General features: G+C 31.1%; 14 protein-coding genes. 7 read left to right on the forward strand and 7 right to left on the reverse strand.

Going from position 1 to position 21,401, the window contains the following annotated elements:
- Positions 1-50 precede the first annotated feature (50 nt).
- Positions 51-1,205 carry a hypothetical protein gene (locus tag D6200_RS04050; protein WP_073184171.1) on the reverse strand — a complete coding sequence of 385 codons (1,155 nt, stop codon included), beginning with the start codon at positions 1,203-1,205 and terminating at the stop codon, positions 51-53.
- 431 nt (positions 1,206-1,636) lie between these two features.
- Between D6200_RS04050 and D6200_RS04055 the strand changes: the two genes are divergently transcribed.
- Positions 1,637-2,602 (forward strand): IS110 family RNA-guided transposase, encoded by a 966-nt coding sequence (locus D6200_RS04055; protein ID WP_073184959.1) that lies wholly within the window; start codon positions 1,637-1,639, stop codon positions 2,600-2,602.
- 56 nt (positions 2,603-2,658) lie between these two features.
- Here D6200_RS04055 and D6200_RS04060 read toward each other — a convergent pair whose 3' ends face one another.
- From D6200_RS04060 to D6200_RS04075, 4 genes are all read right to left on the reverse strand, one after another.
- Positions 2,659-4,773: a helicase-related protein gene (locus D6200_RS04060; RefSeq protein ID WP_083574807.1), complete on the reverse strand. Its 2,115-nt coding sequence runs from the start codon at positions 4,771-4,773 to the stop codon at positions 2,659-2,661.
- The gene (locus tag D6200_RS04065; RefSeq protein WP_073182781.1) at positions 4,758-5,597 is read right to left on the reverse strand and encodes a HamA C-terminal domain-containing protein; all 840 of its coding nucleotides are present in this window, start codon (positions 5,595-5,597) and stop codon (positions 4,758-4,760) included. Before D6200_RS04065 ends, D6200_RS04060 begins: the two co-directional genes overlap by 16 nt.
- Before the next feature lie 154 nt (positions 5,598-5,751).
- Positions 5,752-6,312, reverse strand: coding sequence for a hypothetical protein (locus D6200_RS04070; protein ID WP_125064370.1), 561 nt, complete (start codon positions 6,310-6,312; stop codon positions 5,752-5,754).
- A gap of 340 nt (positions 6,313-6,652) precedes the next feature.
- Entirely contained in the window at positions 6,653-7,264 is a 612-nt protein-coding gene (locus tag D6200_RS04075; RefSeq protein ID WP_073182786.1) for an ankyrin repeat domain-containing protein, read from the reverse strand.
- A gap of 762 nt (positions 7,265-8,026) precedes the next feature.
- Here D6200_RS04075 and D6200_RS04085 point away from each other — a divergent pair.
- From D6200_RS04085 to thrC, 6 genes are all read left to right on the forward strand, one after another.
- Complete coding sequence (locus D6200_RS04085) at positions 8,027-10,459, forward strand: PAAR domain-containing protein (protein WP_073182788.1); 2,433 nt, start codon at positions 8,027-8,029, stop codon at positions 10,457-10,459.
- The gene (locus D6200_RS04090; protein WP_125064372.1) at positions 10,419-11,465 is read left to right on the forward strand and encodes a hypothetical protein; all 1,047 of its coding nucleotides are present in this window, start codon (positions 10,419-10,421) and stop codon (positions 11,463-11,465) included. Before D6200_RS04085 ends, D6200_RS04090 begins: the two co-directional genes overlap by 41 nt.
- Position 11,466: 1 nt before the next feature.
- Positions 11,467-11,712 (forward strand): hypothetical protein, encoded by a 246-nt coding sequence (locus tag D6200_RS04095; protein ID WP_073182793.1) that lies wholly within the window; start codon positions 11,467-11,469, stop codon positions 11,710-11,712.
- A gap of 306 nt (positions 11,713-12,018) precedes the next feature.
- Positions 12,019-14,463, forward strand: coding sequence for a bifunctional aspartate kinase/homoserine dehydrogenase I (gene thrA, locus D6200_RS04100; protein ID WP_073182795.1), 2,445 nt, complete (start codon positions 12,019-12,021; stop codon positions 14,461-14,463).
- Between the two features lie 2 nt (positions 14,464-14,465).
- Entirely contained in the window at positions 14,466-15,395 is a 930-nt protein-coding gene (locus D6200_RS04105) for a homoserine kinase (protein WP_073182798.1), read from the forward strand.
- Between the two features lie 49 nt (positions 15,396-15,444).
- Positions 15,445-16,725: a threonine synthase gene (thrC, locus tag D6200_RS04110; protein ID WP_073182800.1), complete on the forward strand. Its 1,281-nt coding sequence runs from the start codon at positions 15,445-15,447 to the stop codon at positions 16,723-16,725.
- Between the two features lie 38 nt (positions 16,726-16,763).
- Here thrC and D6200_RS04115 read toward each other — a convergent pair whose 3' ends face one another.
- Both D6200_RS04115 and D6200_RS04120 read right to left on the reverse strand, forming a co-directional pair.
- Positions 16,764-20,321 carry an ABC transporter permease/M1 family aminopeptidase gene (locus D6200_RS04115; RefSeq protein ID WP_073182802.1) on the reverse strand — a complete coding sequence of 1,186 codons (3,558 nt, stop codon included), beginning with the start codon at positions 20,319-20,321 and terminating at the stop codon, positions 16,764-16,766.
- A 3-nt stretch (positions 20,322-20,324) separates the two neighbouring features.
- Positions 20,325-21,206, reverse strand: coding sequence for an ABC transporter ATP-binding protein (locus D6200_RS04120; protein WP_073182805.1), 882 nt, complete (start codon positions 21,204-21,206; stop codon positions 20,325-20,327).
- Between the last annotated feature and the right edge of the window lie 195 nt (positions 21,207-21,401).

Consider the following 21,401-nt stretch of genomic DNA (forward strand, 5'->3'; position numbering starts at 1 on the left):
CTTTAAACAACTGGACTAGTGCTTTTCATAGGAGCCATTGTTATGTGTAGTTATTCTATTTCTAAATCAAAGTTTAATTTAATTAAAGAAACTTTATGAGATGGGTAATTAGTTGATAAAGTATAAATATTTTTATTAGTTAAATCTATAGATTGTCCCCATTGCTCGTCATTTTCATTTCTATGATAATATGACTTTTCAAGGTTACCGTTAAGATCATATTTTGCTATTGCCATTCGTCTTGGTCCAAAACCTATTTGCTCATTAACAGCTCCGATTAAATATGTATTACCATTATTGTCAGTTTTAAAATCTTCAATGAACTCAAATCTGTTATAGGGAAAATTGTTAATAGTAATGTTTTTTTTCCAAATTAACTGTCCTTCAAATGATACTTTACAGAAAATATGTCTACCATTTTGTCTATCGGGCATTACAGATAAAATATAATTATTTGTTTTATTAATTATGAAATTATCATATCTAAATGTAAAGTCAAAAAAAGTGTGAAGCTTTAGTTCCCACAATATATTTCCTTGTAAATCAGATTTTATGATATATGGTTCTATTTCAGAGATACCTAATTCTTTTTTAAAACAAGATAAGATAATTGATTCGTTATCAAGACTGATAATGTCATTGAAATTTTTATACTCATCAGGAAAGTTTATTTCATTAATAAAATTGCTGTTTAAGTCAAATATCAAAATGCTTGATTTTCTATTTTCTTGATTTCCAACAATTAAATTTTTTAAGACAAAAAGATTGTTTGAAATAATCACAAAATTATTCACAAAAGTTTTATTATCTAGTTCTTTTTCCCAAATAAGATTGCCTTTATTTGAAGTTTTTATAAGCATAGATTTATTCTCATAGTCAGTTAGATAAGAATATGCTATGTAAAGATTATTGTTTTGTGGAATAGTAATTATATTTCTAGACTCAATGTTTCCGTTATGAAAACTAGAATTTTGATTAAACTGATCTCTAATAGGGGATTTCTTGTCTGTTATATTTAAGTTTTGGTCTAGATAATTAATAAATAGACCTTCAGAATTATTGTCTTTAAAAGAAATCCCAGAAACTAAAATATCATTATTAAAGATATTTAGATCTAACCAACTTATATAATAAGGATTTTCAACAGGGTAATATTGTTTCTCTCCAATAATCAATTGAGTAGGTTCACCTTGTTCTTCACTCATATCGATATCATCACTATTACAGCTAATGAAAGTTAAGAAAAATAAAAGTAAAACTGTTTTATTCATTTTTTAATTAGTATTTTGTAGCTTATTACACATAACGGGTTTGTATAAGATTGGTTGCGTGTTTTAAGCACTAAAGTTAGCAAATAAATCACAGATAGAAAGTCCGCGAGGACTTTCGTAAGTAGGCTAGAACTAGCAATTAATTTTATACGTCTTAAGTTAGCAATTGTTTAAATTTAGTAATAAAAACCAGAAAGAAAAAAGCGTAGAGTAAGGTTATGATATACGTTGAAACCTAGATTTCGTCAACATTGATAATCCCTACGCTTTTACTACTTCGAATTCGTTCAGTTCTGTGAGACCAAGATCTCGATTTCAAGTTGTTTAATTGATAGTAGTTATTTTCTTTCCAATCCTTTTTTCTTATGAGTAAAAATAAACAATTTTTAGGAATCGATGTAAGTAAAGACGTTTTAGATGTATATGATTATCAAGGAAATTGGTATCAGTTTAAAAATGATGCATCAGGTTTTAAAGAGCTGTTGTTAATCACAACTGATTTAACACATTGTATAATGGAAGCTACAGGATATTATCATGTACGCTTAGCTTATTTTTTAACAGAAAAAGGAGTTTTGTTATCGGTAGAAAATCCGTTGAAGGTTAAGCGTTTTATTCAGATGAATTTATCAAAAGTAAAGACGGATAAGAGTGATGCAAAGCAGTTATATAATTATGGCGTAAGTCAATCTCCTTCTATATGGAAAGGAGATAGTAAGGAACAACAAGAATGTTTACAAATAGTACGTTTGTTGAGTGTTTATACGAAACAATCTACTCAATTAAAGAACAAGCTTCATGGCGAATCAGTATTAGGAACTCCCTCAAAATTGGTAGTTAATTCCTTAAAAAGGCAGCTGAAAAACATACAAAAAGAGATAGTTAAATTAGAAGATTTGTTGCTAGAGAACGTAAAAAAGAGTTATCAAGAAGAAATAACTTTATTAAAGTCTATTCCAGGAATAGGGGGTAAAACAGCATTAATGTTATTAGTTTTTACCGATGGATTTAAGCGTTTTACTTCAGCAAAAGAGTTGTGTAGTTACGCAGGTATTACACCCACTATTAGAGAATCAGGCAGTAGTATAAAAGGACGCCCTCGAATAAGTAAAATGGGGAATCCAAAGCTTAGAAATTTATTATTTATGTGTAGCTTTAATGCTTGTAAATACAACAAAGCATGTAGAGAACTTTATGACCGAATAGTTGCTAAAGGTAAGAGTAAAAAACTAGCTTTAATAGCGGTGTGTAATAAGCTACTAAAACAAGCTTTTGCCATTGTAAAGAGTGGTTTGCCTTATGACGCAAATTATAAAAGTACGTTGGTTTAAAAAAGTATAAAATGTACTTGTTTTTTACCTCAGTTCTTTGTTGTGCACTGGCTTTTTTAAATATATTCTTTCATATTCAACAATATTTCCTTTTCAAATTCAGTCAGTGCTAAATTCTCAATATTTAACTTGGATATAATCTCCAATAAATCATCTAAATTTTCAGTATTTTCTAGAGCACCTTGAATTTTTTTTGAAACTTGAATAGGAAGTCCATACTCTTCTAGAATATTATAGTTGCTATTTGTAAAAAGACTTTCTAGTTGACTTGCAAAATAAGAATAATCAATTGGCTCTTTATTGTTGTTCTCAAAAACCTCGTTTGCAATAGATTGTAAGTTTTTTAAATATATTGGGAAATGGTATTGAGGCCAATACTTAATAAAATTAATTTCTGCTTCGATAGCTTTATTAATTTCGTCTTTGTTTGTTTTATTGGCAACTTCTAGCGCTAGTAAAGTCTTTATATCTTTATAACGCATAACTTGATAAATTTTGAAGGTTAATTGCTTATAAGATTTAATAAAAGCTCTAGAGTTTGAAGGTGCAATAAAATGTTCCCAAATAAGAAAGCATACTGCTTCAAGTTGTTTATAATCCGGATAATGCCATCTTATATTTTGTTCATAATCTAAAATAACTTTAGCTAAATCATTTTGAAACGAAGGCTCTATATTAGAGTTACTTTTTAATGTCTCAAAAGATAATTCTGAATTCGATTTTATCTCATTTACAATTCTCTTAGACTTTTTATTTAAGTCTTCTTCATTTAATTGAAGTAATAATCTATCTGGTGTGTTTTCGCCTTGAGTAAATAAAGGAAAATCAACTAAAGGTAATTCTTCGATAGGTGCATCGTGAAATAAATAAACATCACCTATGAAATGTTCAAACATTCTTCCTGAACGACCACAAATATTATTATAAGTAAAAAAATCAAACTTATTTTGAGCTACCTTATTATCATAAATAATAACATTTTTAGCCTTTGTATTAACACCTTCTATAATTGTACTCGTGCATAAGAGAACGTTCAGCTCGTCATTATTAAATTTATCTAATATGATTTGAGAAAGAGAACGAGGTAATCTTCCGTGATGTAAACCAATGCCAAATTCTAAATAATCAGCTAAATACCATTCTGAGTGAAATTCAGAACGTATCCAATTTGATAATTTCTCTACACTTTTATTCTTTTTAAAAATACCACTTAAAAATAGAGCCTTAGCAAGCTGATTTATACTTCGTGGTGATTTACAATAAATTAAGGTCTGTCCATCTAATTCTGAACATAATTCAATTAATTTATCAATAGGATTTCCATTATAATCAACTTTTATTCTACGGTTAATTACAGTCTTATAATCTGTTCTAATGTATTTATAAGTTACCTCATTTGGAAAATAGCTATTATTAATATTTTCAATATTTGGGCCTAATAAATAGAACTGAGCTCCTTTTTTTAAAAGTTTATAAAAAGCTTGATTTAAAGCAATAGTCCTATTTAAGTCTGAAGTTGTAAAGTTTATTTTGTAAAATTCATCAATAACGAAAAAATCAATATCAATATCATCAGGAACAATCTCTAGAACTCTTTCTTGTGTTAATACAAAAATGTTCTTTTCTGATATAGTCTGACTACTATGGGTTATTACTTTATAAGATTCTTTAAACTTAGATAGCCTTTTACGAGTTTCATCGATTAGCGCAATAGTTGGGACAACTATTACGATATTTTCATATTTTTCTATAGCAATTACTGCATCTATTACTAAGCTTTTACCAAAACTTGTTGGTGCACTTAGAATTACATTTTCTCCATTTAATAAAGAATAATAAATTTGTGCTTGTATTTTGTGAAAAACTATATTTTCTATTTTTTTTCCCTCAGGTCTATGAAATTCGTAAGCTATTAAATCTTCTAGAGAAAGTTCTTCTGGGTTTAAGTATGGGAACAAACCTAGTTCACGAGCCAAATCATTTATAATTCCACTTGTAAATTTGAATTTATATTTGAAATTTAAGGCAAAAAGTATTAAATCGTTTGCTTGAATATTGCGCTTATTGTAATAGTAAGAAATAGATTTTGCTATGTCAAATTCACGATTACCAAAACTCTCTTCTGTTTCAATAAGTTTAATTAGTTGAGATATTTCTATAAGTTCTGCCATACGTTAAGTCTTTCGTCAAGTGATGCAGTTAATTCTATTTTTTCTTTCATTGGAAGCAGAAATAGATGAATTTTTAAATCTATATCTCCAATTTTATCTTTAAATGCTTCAAATATTTTTTCAAGTTCAGGTTTGATTTTGTCAATATACTCGTCTGTAAATTTTGTGATATCCTTTGTTGTATTTGAATTATAAGTTAAAAGAACAGGAACACTTATTGAAGAAAATATTTCATCTAATGAGGTATAAGGGTCGATTAGCTTTTTTAATTTATCCTTTAAAGGAAATTTTTCATCTATTTTATTTGTTATCGCGATAAATTCATTTCGTAGATAGTTATTTTCTAAATGGTCTTTAATCTCTGGAACAACATCTCGAATTGCATTGGAAATATTACTATAAAACTTAACTTCTCCAAGCCAAAGTTCTAACTGATTGTCAACCTCTAAAACGTGAACAGCATCAAAACCTTTTACAGTTTCATTGGGTCCATCTTTAAAGTGTATTTTGCTTATTGCAGGTGTTGTATTATAACATTCTTTAATAATACTATGCAATATTAATTCTCCAAATTCACCTCGTCTAGAATGATATTTTTGATAGATTAATTTGGCAGCTTTTTTGAGCTTATTTGTAGCATCTAAATAGTTTAAATTTTCATATTCAGAAAATTTTAGAGCAAAGTCTAATAAGTGGCGGTCAAATAAAAATTCAGAAAATTGCTTATGTCTCCATTCACCAGCTTCAAATCCACAACAGAGTCCTGTCATACCAATCGGAACTTCATTTGTATGGTAAAGTAGCTTTAAAAATTGTAGATTCATTTCTTAGTTGGTTGTTTTTTAGCTTGTGCACAACGGTCTCGTATAACCGTTAGTTACGGGATTAAAGTTAATGATTTTCGGTTTAGCACTGACGTTAGCAATTCCTAGTGGATTCGGACGTAGTCGAATCCGCCGTAATTGCGGTTATACATTGTTACCTGCTGGCTTTTATTTTTTCAAATTCAGTTTCGGTTAGGATTTCCGCTAATTCTAATTCAATCAACTCGTGCTGAATAGGAATTTTCCTTTTATATTTTATCATTCCAATGTCTTTTACGTAAAACGAATCTTGATAAAATCTTTGCTCAACGTCGTGGTCAAGTGCAAAAATTATATATTCGTCTCTAAATTTCAATGCTTCATATTCCTTTCCATTTACAGTAATATTTTCAATTCCAGATTCCACTCTTTTCTTTTTAAAATCGAAGCGACCATATTTATTGACATATTTAACAGAATATGTATATTCTTTATCTCCACCCCATTTGTAAACGTCTTTATCAACTACCTTTGCTTTAATTTCTTTTCTTTCTCCTTTGTCATTCATTTCAAAGTCAGAGTAAGCAGTTAATTCAGCACCACTTTCTGTTATAATCTCGTCAAACGTATTGTAGACATTAAAGTCAGAATCGTAAGAAACTGTTTTTAATTCATTTGTTTTCGGATTTGATGTTACTTTCCAATACTCAATTTTCGTCGAGTCGTTTTTATCCACGTATTTATAAATTTTTGTTTCTGTTTGATTATAAAATGGATAATAGAAGTCTTTTAAATTTTCTTGGGACTTACAACTTAATGTTGCAAGTAATATCAAAATTAGGTTTATGTACTTTTTCATTCGTTTTGTTCAGCTTGCAGGTAACGGATTTGTGTATGAAACGTAGCGTGTAATAAGACACTAACTTTCGGGTTAACACAGAGCCGAATTTTTATATTTTGTTTTTAATTTTCTCTTTTTAAAAGCCAAATTAAAAATTTGGCGAACTTTCTAAATATACACAAACCTTTCGGTTTAGCACTTATTAGCTATGTTTTATACACCGTGTTGTACTGCGTTATTTTTTGTCAAATTCATTTATCAGATTGTGTAATTTATCTTTTTCAGGAACTCTTTCAATCCATTTTCTGGCTGAAATTCCGTGATTATTTATTTTATCCAATTCAGCTCCACGATTTAAGAGTTCTTTGATAATTTCAAATCTCAATTGGTTGACTTCTTTTTGTTCTTCTCGCCAAGTCAGTCCGTATTCACGAATTGCAGTAAATATGGGACTATTTCCGTGTTCATCATCAACAATATTTACATCTGGATTACCTTTTCTTAGTAATAGTAAAGATATTTTTGAGAGATTATGATAAGCGAGAGCGATATGTAAAGCATTAAATCCATTATCATTTTTCCAATTCAAGTCAGCTTTTTGGTCAATTAGATAATCAATTAATTCCAATTGCTCATTGGAGTCTTGAAATTCAGACGAGCAGTTCACAGCATTAATGAGAATTGAGTTCGAGTTAGATGAATCCAAGTATTCGTTTATTCCAATTTTTTCTTTTTCAATTATTTCAATCACCTTTTGTTTGTTCGGTTCATAAAGTGCTCTAAAAAGTTCAATTCCGAAATCCTTTTCAGATTTATTTGAAGAAAACAAACTTTTGAATAAACTCATAGATTCTTGATTGGTTTTAATGCAGTACAACTAGTTTATATGCGTAATAAAATTACTTATATATTCCTTTTACGGTAGGATATGCGGAACTTTTAGCAATTTTATTAACACCTTCAAATATAAAGAAATAAGATAAAAAAGTGTAATTTTTTTATCGGGATTACAAACAAAGCCTAATTAGGTTGTCTTCCTTCTTCAAGAATAAAAGCAATTTTAAACAAGTTGACACACTTTATTGAATACTCCCCGGCATGCTCCGTTAACACCACGGCACGGGTCGCTGATATCACGGCGTGCTCCGTTGACACTACGGCATGGGTCGCTAATATCACGGCATGCTCCGTTAACACCACGGCATGGGTCGCTAATATCACGGCATGCTCCGAAGACACCACGGCACGGGTCGCTAATATCACGGCGTGCTTCGAAGACACTACGGCATGGGTCGCTAATATCACGGCATGCTCCGAAGACACTACGGCATGAGTCGTTATTATCTCGTTACGATTAGTTAATACTTTTCTCTACTATGTTATTATTTTTTTTCTTAGGATATAATAAGCTAAAAGTATTTTCATTGTTTTTTAGAACATTATTTATGCTTTTAACTCAATGTTAAAGAACAAAAGATATATCATTACTTTTCTAGCTGTAACCATGGTTTCTTTTTTTGGCTCTACAAATAACCTCACTAAAAAAACATAAACAACTGATAATTAACACTTTTTTTTTATTATTTTAGTTCACAAAAAATAAAAAGCTATGTCTAAAAAACCAGTTGTAACTTTAGGTAGTAATCACCAATGTCCAATGTGTAGTGGGTCTACACCTCATGTTGGAGGACCTGTTACCCAAGGAGAGCAAAACATTTTAATTAACGGTAAACCTGTGGCAACTATTGGTAGCATGTGTACATGTAATGTAGGTATGGATACTATAGTTACTGGAAACCCAAGCATTCTTGCTAATGGTAAACCTATAGCATGTATAGGTGATATGACTGCACATGGGGGAACTATTACTTCTGGTGAGAATAATGTTCTTGTTAGTAGTAGCTCCCCACAATCAACTGTAGTGATGCCTATTGATCAAATTCCATTTCCTGATATTAGTTTTAAAGACAGAATTGGGGCTGCTTTTACTGGTAACACAAAAATGCTTAAACAAGCTGAAGCCAATCAACAAAAAATAAAAGAACTTGCTGAGCAACAAGAGCAAGAAAAAAAAGAAAAAGAACTCCCAAAATTACAAGGTGAAATTATTTTTATAAATGGTTATTTAAGCGACTTTAAAACAAACAGCGAATCACACTGGAATGCTATAATGGATTTAAACCCTGATAAACCAGGTTGGTTCACCTCAAGAGGTGAAAACACTAATGAATATAAACGTACTGATCATGATGATTATTATACTGCAGAACAACGTGAAAAAGACCTCCACAAAAGTAAATTTAGAAAAATTGTTGAAGAAAAGTTTAGAAATCCTAATACGTTAATTTTTAAAACTCCCGAAAGTAAATATTATGGTTACTGGAATGATATTGCTAATGACTACAAAGCTACAGAAACCTACGCCAAATACTTTAATGCAGAAGGTAGAGTACACTACATTAATGGTTCACATGGGCTAGGAAGTAGCGGAGCACATAGAGTTGATCATGGTATTGCTTTAGGCTATGAATGGGCTCGTTATAATTGGAAGCTCATCAAAAAAGAAAAGGTTGATGCTAAAAAAGAAGAATCTCCACAAATAGAAAGCTATTCTCCACATTATAAACCCATAACTATTGTTGGTCATAGTCAAGGTGCTTGTATGGCAGCAGGTGTAAAACTGGGTATTATTAAGTATGCTAACGAAATGGGATGGAAAAAAGTAGCCATAAATACCATTTTTTTAGGAGTGCATCAACCTAAAGGATTGTATGGAAAAAACTACGATAGTCTTATTAAGAAAAAAACACAAGAGTACATGGTTTACAAAAATGCTGTACTTAGAGGAAAAAATGAAGATAGCGGACATAAATTTTTAAGTGCTATTTCTGAATTGTATAGTCCCAAATATAAAAAGGTTTTTAACAAACGAGGTTTATTTGAACATGTAAAAGCTATTTGTTACGATTGGAACGCTTATAAGAGTAGAGTTGTACAATTTACTTTTCCGAACGACAGAGGTGATTTAGTAACTATAGATGGAGATATACCAGAAATAAAAAGTGCCTGTCACCCTAAAAGAGATAAAACGTTATTTAGTGCTGAATATTTTCATAAACAAGATAGTATTCCTTCGTATTACCAAACACAACAAAATAAAAAAATCATTGATTTGTCTATGTATGGAGCTGAAAGTGGCTATGTAGTTATTCCTCCTTATGTAGCTGAAGAACGTTACGATTACGATGCTTTAGAAAAGCTAGACTCCCCCACTATAAATCAACAAATACACGGTGTACATTGGAAGGGTTATAGTAGAGTAGTCATACGTTGGGGTGTAGCTATGAATGCCTTCAAACTAGCTAAATCAAGCTACCAGAACTATACAAAACATAAATTTACCGCAAGTGCTGTTGGTGATCTTTTAATTGGGACTTATACGTTTATAGAAAACAATCATAAAAAAATAGCGTTGTACAAAAAACTAATTGCTAATTATAAAAACAAAACGATTAAAACTAACCTTACTAATTTGTTTGAAGGACATTTTAAAACTCCTATTAAGATACCAAAACACCTCACTCGTAAATGGAGATATTCTAGCGACGAAAAATATGCTATCATTCTATACAATTTAGCCTATGTAACTTATCAAAACATGCTACTACAATACGCTCCCTTACAAAGTGCTGATTTATATGCTCACTTTGCTCCTGTAGGACATATTTTACACACAAAATTATTACAAGACAATAGTGGGAGTTTTAATGACCAGTACGGTAATATTTCTATATTTGAACGTATAAAGAATGCTGGAAAAGATAAATTCTATAGAATGAAATATAAAGTAGAACTTGGAAAAGAGTTAACAGATGAAGAAAAACGAAAACAAGAAAAAAAGAAAGTTGAAGAACTAAAAGATAAACTTATTGATTCTTCTATTGCTGACACAGAATATATAAATAATGTTATCAAAGCATACGTACACAAAAAGAAAAGTTATGAATCTAAGTTATATGATGAAAGTAAAAATAAAAATTAGTGCTATTTGTTTGCTTTTGTTAACTAGTTCTAGTTGTAATTATTTAAAAAAGAAAAAAGCTATACAAAAAATGGAAAAAGAATATACAGAATATCAAGATTTACATAAACATCAAGGAACAGAAAATTATGATGTAATTACGTTGTTTAAAGAACACTCTATAATTGAAGAGAAATTAGCTGAACAAAAACAACTATTTTTATCTGTTATAGGTAAAAAAAAAGAAAAGTTTAAAAGAATAAAAGTAGATTTTTTCGGAAACCTATTAGGCACAGGTTTATCTTCTGAAACACTAATAGATGGTACTATGTCTGGGTATAAAACATATGGAAACTGGCTCATTAATAATGACACTACTTTAAATAAATATATAGACCCTTTTTTAAATAAAGAAATTAAAGATCCTTTAGATTATAATTTCAAAAATGTAGAAAAAAGAGAATGGTTACAAAAGTTCAAAGAACTATATTTAGATGCCTCATATGTACATATTGACTCATATGATTATTATTTTAAAATCAAAGAAAAGTGGTATTTAATTCAAACTTATAAAAAAGCAAAAGAGTTAAATATTGATATAAAAAAACAGTATCCTTCCAAAATAGCTCCTGAAGAAGTACGTATGGTAAAAATTCCTGAGGTCTTTGATAACTTACTAGAAAACAAAACCCTACAATTAGCTGAATATGTAGAAATGGACAAACAAAAAAGTAGTGGTTTAAACCCTATTAGTTTTTCCTCTGGTTATTACATGTTCGAATTACATTTACCACAAGGGGATATCTTAAAATTTAGACGTTATGGTGCCATGGGGTTTAATGCTGATATGAATATATATCAAATACCTAAAGAATTAGGTGGTAGCGACGAAGTTTTTTTTATAGAACAATTACCAAGACAAACTTATCCTAATAAATCCTTTGCTGGTTTTTATGCCATACGACCTAAAAATTACATAGAATTACCTGAGTATAAATCATATTCCGAAAAAGAGAAAAAAAATTAACATGAATAAAAAAAGTGATAATTTTGGTTGTACACATGTGACATATGGTATTGTTTTCTCTGATATCATTGCTATAATTATATGGCATGAAAAATATATCTCTGGTAAATGTAGTTTTTGTACAGGCTTAGGTGAGTTTATTATTTTGTTATTGTATTTAGGAGCAGCTTCAACTATCGGAGCTTTTCTATCACTACCTTTTCATTACATCTATCACTACATTAAAAAGAAAAAACAAAATAATTAATGTTGGCTTCATAAATTCTACTAAAACACTCAAAGTTTTATTTTTAACAAAAAAACAACAACTTTTCTTGTTTTTTAGAACATAATGTATACATTTGGCTCAATGTTAAACAACAAAAGACATATTATCTCTATTCCAGCTGTAACTACGGCTTCTTTTGTTGGCACAACAACTACAATTATTATTACAACCCTTTAGGGGTTATTTTTCTACATATCATTTCCGTATATATTTATTTTTTCAAAAGACTTGAAAACAGATAAATAGCTTAAAAAATCTTATTTTTAATTTATTATTCATTTTAAAATGAACGTTTTAAAATTTGGTGGTTCCTCAGTAGCCAACCCTCAAAATATAGAAAAAGTAGTACAAGTCATTGCCAATGCTTCTGTAAATAACCAACTTATTGTGGTGGTTTCTGCCTTTGGTAAAACAACAAATAAACTCATTGCATCGGCAGAACAAGCTGCTCAAAACAATGCTAATTATCTTGACAACTACCAAGAAGTTGAGCAATTGCATTTTGAAGTAATTGAAAAATTAGTCCCTAAAAATCAGCAAGAAGAAGTTAAAACGTATATAGCATCGCTTTTAAAACAGCTAAAAACCTTGTTAGAAGGTTGTTTGTTACTAAACGAAATTACCCCCAAAACACTAGCTACTATTAGTGGTTTTGGTGAACTATTATCTTCATACATTATTGCAGGTATAGCCAGTAAAGAACTGGATGTCGTATATAAAGACAGTAGAGAGTTAATCATCACTTCCAACGCTTTTGATAAAGCACAAGTTGATTTTCAAGTAACCAACGCTAATTGTAAAGCCTATTTTGCCAATAATAAGCACCAAGTAACTTTGTTACCTGGATTTATAGCTCGTACAAAAGAAGGGAAATCAACTACTTTAGGACGTGGAGGATCCGATTATTCTGCGGCTATTTATGCGGCTGCTGTCAATGCTGATGAATTACAAATTTGGACAGATGTTAGTGGTATGTACACTGCGAATCCTCATATGGTAAAGCAGGCATTTCCTATTCCACATATTTCGTATCAAGAAGCCATGGAATTGTCACATTTTGGAGCAAAGGTTATCTACCCTCCTACCATTCAACCAGTGTTGGAAAAGGAAATTCCCATTCGAATAAAAAACACTTTTGAACCTGAAAATATAGGAACACTCATTTCTAAAATTACCGAAAACGGAAAACCAGTAAAAGGAATTTCTCATATCGAAAATATTACCTTACTAACTTTAGAAGGAAGTGGCATGGTAGGTGTTTCTGGCATTTCTAAACGTTTATTTGAAACTTTATCGACGCATAATATCAATGTGGTATTAATCACACAAGCTTCTTCAGAACACTCTATTTGTGTGGGAATTTATGATGAAGATGCCAAAAAAGCAGCTCTAAAAATCAACGAAGCTTTTGCTTTTGAAATAGAACGTCATAAAATAGATCCGATTATTGTAGAACAAGGCTTGGCAATTATCGCTTTGGTAGGTGATAAAATGAGAAATCACCAAGGTTTGAGCGGACAAATGTTCAGCTCTTTAGGCAAAAACAACGTAAATATTCGTGCCATTGCCCAAGGTGCTTCAGAAAAAAATATTTCTGCTGTTATCAATAGTTCAGATGCCAAAAAAGCATTAAATACGCTACACGAACAGTTCTTTGAAGAGAATATAAAGCAATTAAACTTGTTTGTTACGGGTGTAGGAAATGTTGGGGAACGCTTTTTAGCACAAATCCACCAGCAGAAAAAATACTTAAAAGAACAGTTAAAACTGAATGTACGTGTTGTAGGGATTTCCAATTCTAAACAAATGGTTTTTGATGAAGGTGGTATCAGCTTAAAATCATGGAAAGAGCAATTACAAAACGGAGAAAAAAGTTCTTTAGAGCTTTTTTTCCAAAGAACAAAAGCGTTGAACCTTCGTAATTCAGTTTTTATTGACAATACAGCCAATCAAAAAGTTTCTGAAATATACGAACACTATTTAGCCAACAATATAGGGGTGGTTACTTGCAATAAAATAGCCTGTGCTTCTGAACTCAACAATTATAAAAAGTTAAAACACATTTCACGAAAATACAGTGCACCATTTTTATTTGAAACCAATGTGGGTGCTGGTTTACCTATTATTGATACGCTTAAAAACTTAATTGCTTCTGGTGATCGAGTGCATAAAATACAAGCGGTGTTATCGGGCTCTTTAAACTTTGTTTTCAATAATTTTAATGAAAGTATTTCTTTTCAGGATGTCGTACAACAAGCACAAGAACAAGGATACACCGAACCGGATCCTAAAATTGATTTGAGTGGTGTTGATGTAGCCAGAAAAATATTAATTCTTGCCCGTGAAAGCGGTTATGATTTAGAGCTTTCAGATATTGAAAACAATGCATTTTTACCTAAAAAGAGTTTAGAAACTACCAATAATGATGATTTTTATGCTTCTTTAACCGAGTTTGAAAGCCATTTTCAACAAGTATATAAAGAAGCTGCCGACAAAAATTGTCGCTTAAAATATGTTGCTGAATTTAACAATGGAAAAGCGTGTGTTGGCCTACAACACATTCCGTTTGATCATTCTTTTTATAATTTAGAGGGTAGCGACAACATTGTCTTGTTTTTTACAGATAGATATCCTGTAAATCCGCTACAAATAAAAGGAGCCGGTGCAGGTGCTGAAGTAACTGCTTCTGGAATTTTTGCTGATGTCATACGAATTGGAAATAATATATAAAAATGAACTATTTAAAAATATTTTCACCAGCAACCGTTGCCAATGTTTCCTGCGGATTTGATGCTTTAGGCTTAGCGCTCGAAACGGTTGGTGATACGATGACTTTTACCAAAACAATTACAAAAGGTGTTAAAATCACAAAAATAACTGGAGCTGATTTACCATCTGACCCACAAATAAATGCTGCGGGAGTGGTTGCGCTAGCGATGTTAGAAAAGCATCCAGTTGATTTTGGTATCGACATCACCATTCACAAAGGATATACTCCTGGAAGTGGTTTAGGAAGTAGTGCTGCCAGTGCTGCGGGAGCTGCATTTGGTGTAAATCAGTTATTAGGAAATAGCTTCTCTCCTCTTGAATTGACTCAGTTTGCTATGCTAGGAGAAGAAGCCACTTGCGGAACTCCGATAGCTGATAATGTTTCTGCCGCTATTTATGGTGGTTTTACATTGGTACGTAGTTACAAACCTTTGAGTATTGTAAAGATTCCTGTACCTGCTGATTTAAGAGTGGTGGCTATCCATCCTCAAGTTGAAGTAAAAACCAAAGACTCTAGAGAGGTATTACCGAAAGAAGTTTCTTTAAAAGATGCGGTTACACAATGGGCGAATGTTGGCGGATTGATTAGTGGATTGTATACCAACGATTATCAATTAATCGCAGACTCTTTAACAGATATCATTGTTGAACCTGCTCGTAAACATCTGATTCCTCATTTTGATGAAGTGAAGCAACAAGCAATTAAAGCAGGAGCTTTAGGAGCAGGAATTTCAGGTTCAGGCCCTACAATTTTCACTTTATGTAAAGGGGATGCAACTGCCGAAAACGTTTATAAAACCATTCAAAACACGTATCAAGACAAACAAATTGATTTTAACATGATTCTTTCAAAAATCAACACAGAAGGAATTAAAATTTTAGAAACTAACTAATATTAAATGTTCACTAAGCGTAGTCGAAGTGAAAAACAAACACGAAATTATGAACTATTATAGTCTCAATCATACATCACCTAACGTTAGCTTTGAAAAAGCTGTAGTAAACGGATTAGCTCCTGATAGAGGATTGTATTTCCCTGAAAACATAACTCCATTACCTAAAGAATTTATTGAAAACATTGATGAGTATTCTAATGAAGAAATTGCGTATGAAGCCATTAAACAATTTGTAGGTGATGAAATTCCGAAAAACGTTTTACAAGAAATCATTAAAGAAACCATCAATTTTGAGTTTCCTGTGGTATCTATTGAAGAAAATATCGGTACACTAGAATTATTTCACGGACCAACTATGGCTTTTAAAGATGTGGGTGCTCGTTTTATGGCACGCTGCTTAGGATATTTTAATCGTGATAAAGATCAACAAGTAACCGTATTGGTCGCTACTTCTGGTGATACTGGAGGAGCTGTTGCTAATGGTTTTTTAGGAGTTAAAGGTGTAGATGTGGTCATTCTCTACCCTAGCGGAAAAGTAAGTAATATTCAAGAGAAGCAATTGACTACTTTAGGACAAAACATTACTGCTTTGGAAGTTGATGGTGTTTTTGATGATTGTCAAGATATGGTTAAAACTGCTTTTTTAGATGCTGACATCAATCGTACGTTAACCTCAGCAAATTCTATCAATATTGCTCGTTGGTTACCCCAAATGTTTTACTTTTTCTTTGCCTATAAACAAGTTTATAAAAAGCATAAAGAAATAGTTTTTTCGGTACCTAGTGGAAATTTCGGGAATATTTGCGCAGGAATTATGGCGCAAAAACTAGGGTTACCCATTAAACATTTTGTGGCTTCGACCAATGTAAATGATACTGTTCCTAATTATTTGGCTAGTGGTGAATATCAACCTAAACCATCTAAAGCGACCATTTCTAATGCCATGGATGTTGGGAATCCAAGTAATTTTATCAGGATACAAGAATTATTTAATAACGATTTAGCGCTTTTAAAAGCTGCATTTTCTTCTTTTTCTTTTTCTGATGATGAAACTCGTGAAGCTATGAAAAACATCTATAAGAACTCTAATTATATTGCCGATCCACACGGAACTGTTGGGTATTTAGGTTTGAAAAAACACGAATTACAAAACGAGTATGGAATTTTCTTAGAAACAGCACATCCCGTAAAATTTTTAGATGTTGTAGAAGATGTGTTAAATGTAACTGTTGAAATTCCACCTCAAATAGCATCAGTAATAAACAAACAAAAAGAAGCTACACAAATTAGTTCTTATCAAGAATTGAAAGGTTTTTTAAATGCTTAACACAAAAAAATGCCTCACTTTTGAGGCATTTTTAATTCTTACAATCTAAATATATTATCTACTAAATTTTCATCATTTCTAGTTCCATAAGGGTCTATCGCAATATAATTAGGCTTTTCATTTACTATGAACGAAACTTCTATGAGTTCTCGGTTGATTTGTTTAGACTCATAATACAACACAGTACTATTATCTTTTACTTGTAAAGGATGGGTTGTAAAGATTCCTATTTTAATAGGCTCGTTAATCCCTATTTCTTTAATATCTCCGTTTGATAGTGTTTCAAATCGTTTCGCTTTTATTGTTGCTTTAACTTCATAGGCTCCATCCGGCAACTCCTTATACGAACTTTTTTCTACAGCTATATCGTAAGTTATTACCTTTTTAAACCAATCATTTACCAATAGGTGATATTCTTTGGGAGTAATCTTATATATTTCTTCAAGTAATTCTATAGTATGTGCTTTAGGAGAACTTTCAAATCGATGTCGGTGTGTAATGGTTTTTACTATGTCATTAACTTGCTTCTCTCCTATCAAATCTCTTAATGCCATTAATACGGTATAAGCTTTACCATAAGAAATATAACCTTCTTCTTGTACTTTATAAATTGGAGGTTCAATGTTTTCACCAAACGCTCTTCCTAAAAAATATCTCCTTCGTGCATCTTCAGCTAACTCATATAAAACACCTTTTCCGTACATCTTTTCTAACACTACGGCTTCTGTATATTTCGCTAATCCTTCTACTAATAAAGAACCACCCGCTACTGGCTTAGCTATTAACGTATGCCCCCACCATTGATGTGCTACTTCATGAATTGTTCTTTTAGCGACTAAATTAAAGGTATTTTCATCACGAACATCTGACAAGTACAAACGATCTTCAGTCATGCTAATAACCCCGGGATGTGCAAATCCACCAAATCCCCAATGTGAAGGAACTTCTGCGATTCGAACATGTTTAAAATTATACGTTCCAAAATTTTCTTGACAATATGCTAAGGTTTCTTTTGTACTTTTCTCTATTTCATCAATATTAAAATCGTGACTAGCGTTGTAATATTGTTCTATAGAGATTCCATTATATATTGCTTTTTTAGTTGTATATTTTGCAGAAAAATAGGCTACCATAGGTAATATTTTTCCTTTTGATTTGTAGTGGTAATAGTTTCTATCGTTTTCTGACCAAGTTTTAATTAAATCTCCTGAACTTATGGCTATTTGGTCTTTATTTGTAGAAACAACTGTTTCAAAACGTACTTTTTCAATTTTAATATCTTCTAAGGCTATATGCACATCTGAGTTATCATCCTCATCTCTTTCTGGTAATCCTCTTTTTTTACGTTCTGCTTTATCCAAAATTTCAAATCCAGAAGCATACCCTATAATAGGCTCAAAGTTTCTAAAAGTTATATAGGTACCATTGTTAACAATACTTTTGTCTTCTTCATATCCTTTTAGTTCTTTTTCTATAACAAAAGTATAAGCTACAGAATCGTTGGGTTGTAGTTTCTCTTTAAATTCAAACACATAGGCTCCATGTGTAGTATCTTTTGTTGATAAACGAGCTCTTTCTAAATGAATTTGTTTTATAGGTATTCGTTCAGTTATTAATAATTTGGATACTGCTTCATTATTCTTGTTTTTTAACACATAATTTGCCTTGACAGTATACTTTCTTTTCTTCGGAAAAATAGCTACTTCTGTTTTTTGAGAAACTGGATATAGCTTTTCTAACGTTTGATAATGCTTATACTTACGTTCGTAATCTTTACTAAGATTTAAGTTATCATCATTCGTATGATAATCTGAAAGAAAATTGGTATTGTAAAACACTAAGCTTCCTGCTCCAATAACTAACAAAGAAAAGCTTAAAAGTAATATCCTCTCTGTTAAGTTGTAACCTTGCTTTAGTTGCTTTATTTTATACGAAAAACCTTTTACCATTCCTCTATTCCAAACTTTAAAAGCTATTAAAACAAATAAGACTCCTATCCCTAGCCAATACAACCCTAAATGATTAAACTGTGTAGTATTGCTATTATACATAGACATATCTCCCAAGGCTACTCTAGGCATAAAACCAATACTTGTTAAAGGGTGTTCTAGACCTAAAAGATTAGCTTTCATACTTATTATAACTAACAAACCAAAAGCTCCCATTCCTACATACTTACTTTTAGCTATACTATTTATAAACACGGCTAGCATAGCGTATATGATAAGCTGTAAACCATAATAATAAAATACAGAAGCATACATACCAATGTTTATACTTTCAAAACCTAAACTAACTTGAAAAGTAATACACATAAATATTCCTAAAGCAATTAATAATATGGGTAATAATGATAAACTGATAAACTTAGCAGCAAAAAACACCCAATTTTTAGTTGGAGTTGCCCCAATAATTAAATTAAAATTTACGCTATGTTCTCTCCATACTATTTCTGAACCATAAAAAATTAGTACTAAAAGACCGAAAAGGGTTAACGGATTTGTAATAAGTTCTATTAGTTGATTTGTAAATGGATATACACTTACTCCGTATTCACGCCCTTCAACAAAATTTGCATACAACTCAGAAAAAACAATTAGTAACCACATAGCTACAATTACTAAAAAAGGTAAACTTTTAAATACACTGTTTAACTCTAAACGTACTAATGACAAAAGCCCTTTTATTTGTGCTGTAAAATTGTATGTTCCTTCTATTGCTTTATAAGGAGTTAGCTGTTTTATATTATTTTTTAATGTTTTTTGTTTCTTTACTTTCTTCGTAATTTTTCTAAAAGAAAACCTTTTATAGGTAAGGAACAATATTCCAAGAGAAAAAGCTATCCAAAGTATTCTATTCCATAAAAACAATCCTGAAAAAGAAAGTAACTGCGTATTCTTCTGATGAGCTGTCCAATACTGAGTTTGCTCAAAAAAAGCTGCTATTCCAAAAGAATCTGCTATTGCGGCTACCGACATCATTTCTGGTGATGCGGGAACAGATTGAGCTAATAAGGGTGAATTTAAAAAAATAGAACTCACAAAATATAACATATAAATGCATACTGCACTTGCGTAAGTTGCAATGCTATTTTTAGTAAATATACTCACAGAGAATATTAAAGAAGTACATATAAAAATATTAGGTAGCACTATATAAAACCAAGGCTGTATATAATTAAGTAAACTAAAAGTTCCTAACCTTTCTGCATCTAAACCAGAAAAGTAGTTCCCTACTATATATCCGACTATAAAAGGAGAAAAAGCCAAAACACTAAATATAAATGCTCCTAAAAAGCGACTCCAAAAATAATGCTGTTTTGTTATTGAAGAGCTATAAATTAAGCCCTCCATATGATGTTGTTTATCTCTTATGGTAGCAGTTACCGTAAAAAACATAATAATAAAAACACTTCCTAAAGTAAAAAGACCTGTATGAAAATAAACTTGATAAACAGCATTAAAGTTTACTCCAGTAGGCGCATAACCTTGACTTCCTGTAAAATAGCCTAATCCTAAAAATAGTATTGAAAATATTGGAAAGGCTCGTTGTTTTAATTGATAATACGTTTCAAATTGTAATAATTTCTTAAACATAGACTAGGCTTTTTTATGGTGAAACAACGTAGTGAAATAGTAATCCTCTAAGTTTGGAGTAATTCTTTCAAATCCATTTGATAAAGTAACTTCAGAGAAAACCCTTATTTGTGTTTCGCCTGATACTAATTTGGTTGAAATTATATCATATGTCTTTCTATAGTGTTCAATATCACTTTTAGCTATAATTTTTGTCCAAATATTGTTTTGAATACTCTCTACCAGCTCTTTTGGGTTTCCTTGAGATATAATTTGTCCTTCAGATAATATTGCCATTTTAGTGCATAGGTTTCTAACATCTTCTACTATGTGAGTAGATAAGATGACTATCACATTCTCTCCTATTTCACTTAAAAGATTTAAAAAACGATTGCTTTCTTCTGGATCTAAACCTGCCGTAGGCTCATCTACAATAATTATTTGAGGGTTTGCCAACAAAGCTTGCGCAATTCCAAAACGTTGCCGCATACCTCCTGAAAATGTATGTACCGCTTTTTTTCTGTGTTGATAGAGGTTTACTTGCTGTAATAAAGAAGTTACTTGCTCTTTTCGCGCTGAGTTATTAGTAATACCTTTCAGAATAGCTAAATGATCTAACAATCTTTCGGCTGATATTTTAGGGTACACACCAAATTCTTGAGGTAAATACCCTAAGTATTTTCGTATTTCTTCTGGCTTATTAATAATATTACAGTCGTTAAACACAAGCTCTCCAGAAGAAGGCTCTTGTAAAGAAGCAATAGTACGCATTAAAGAAGATTTACCTGCTCCATTGGCACCTAACAAGCCAAACATTCCGTTCGAAATTTTTAAGTTAATTCCGTTTAATGCTTTAACTCCGTTAGGATATGTTTTTGTAAGATTTCTAATTGTTAATGTATTCATATGTGGTTAGGTATTTGTTTTCTACAAATCTCCAATACCTTACCTTTCTGATAAATTAAAAATGATATATCAGCTTATTTTTAACACACATAATATTTATTTAAGTACTAACTAAAACTCAACTAAAAAAGCTACTTGTTCGTATAAAAAACAATAGTGTTTGTCAATATAATTGTGAAAACAGTTTTACATGAG

The organism is Tenacibaculum mesophilum (assembly GCF_003867075.1).
Taxonomy (GTDB): Bacteria; Bacteroidota; Bacteroidia; order Flavobacteriales; family Flavobacteriaceae; genus Polaribacter; species Polaribacter mesophilus.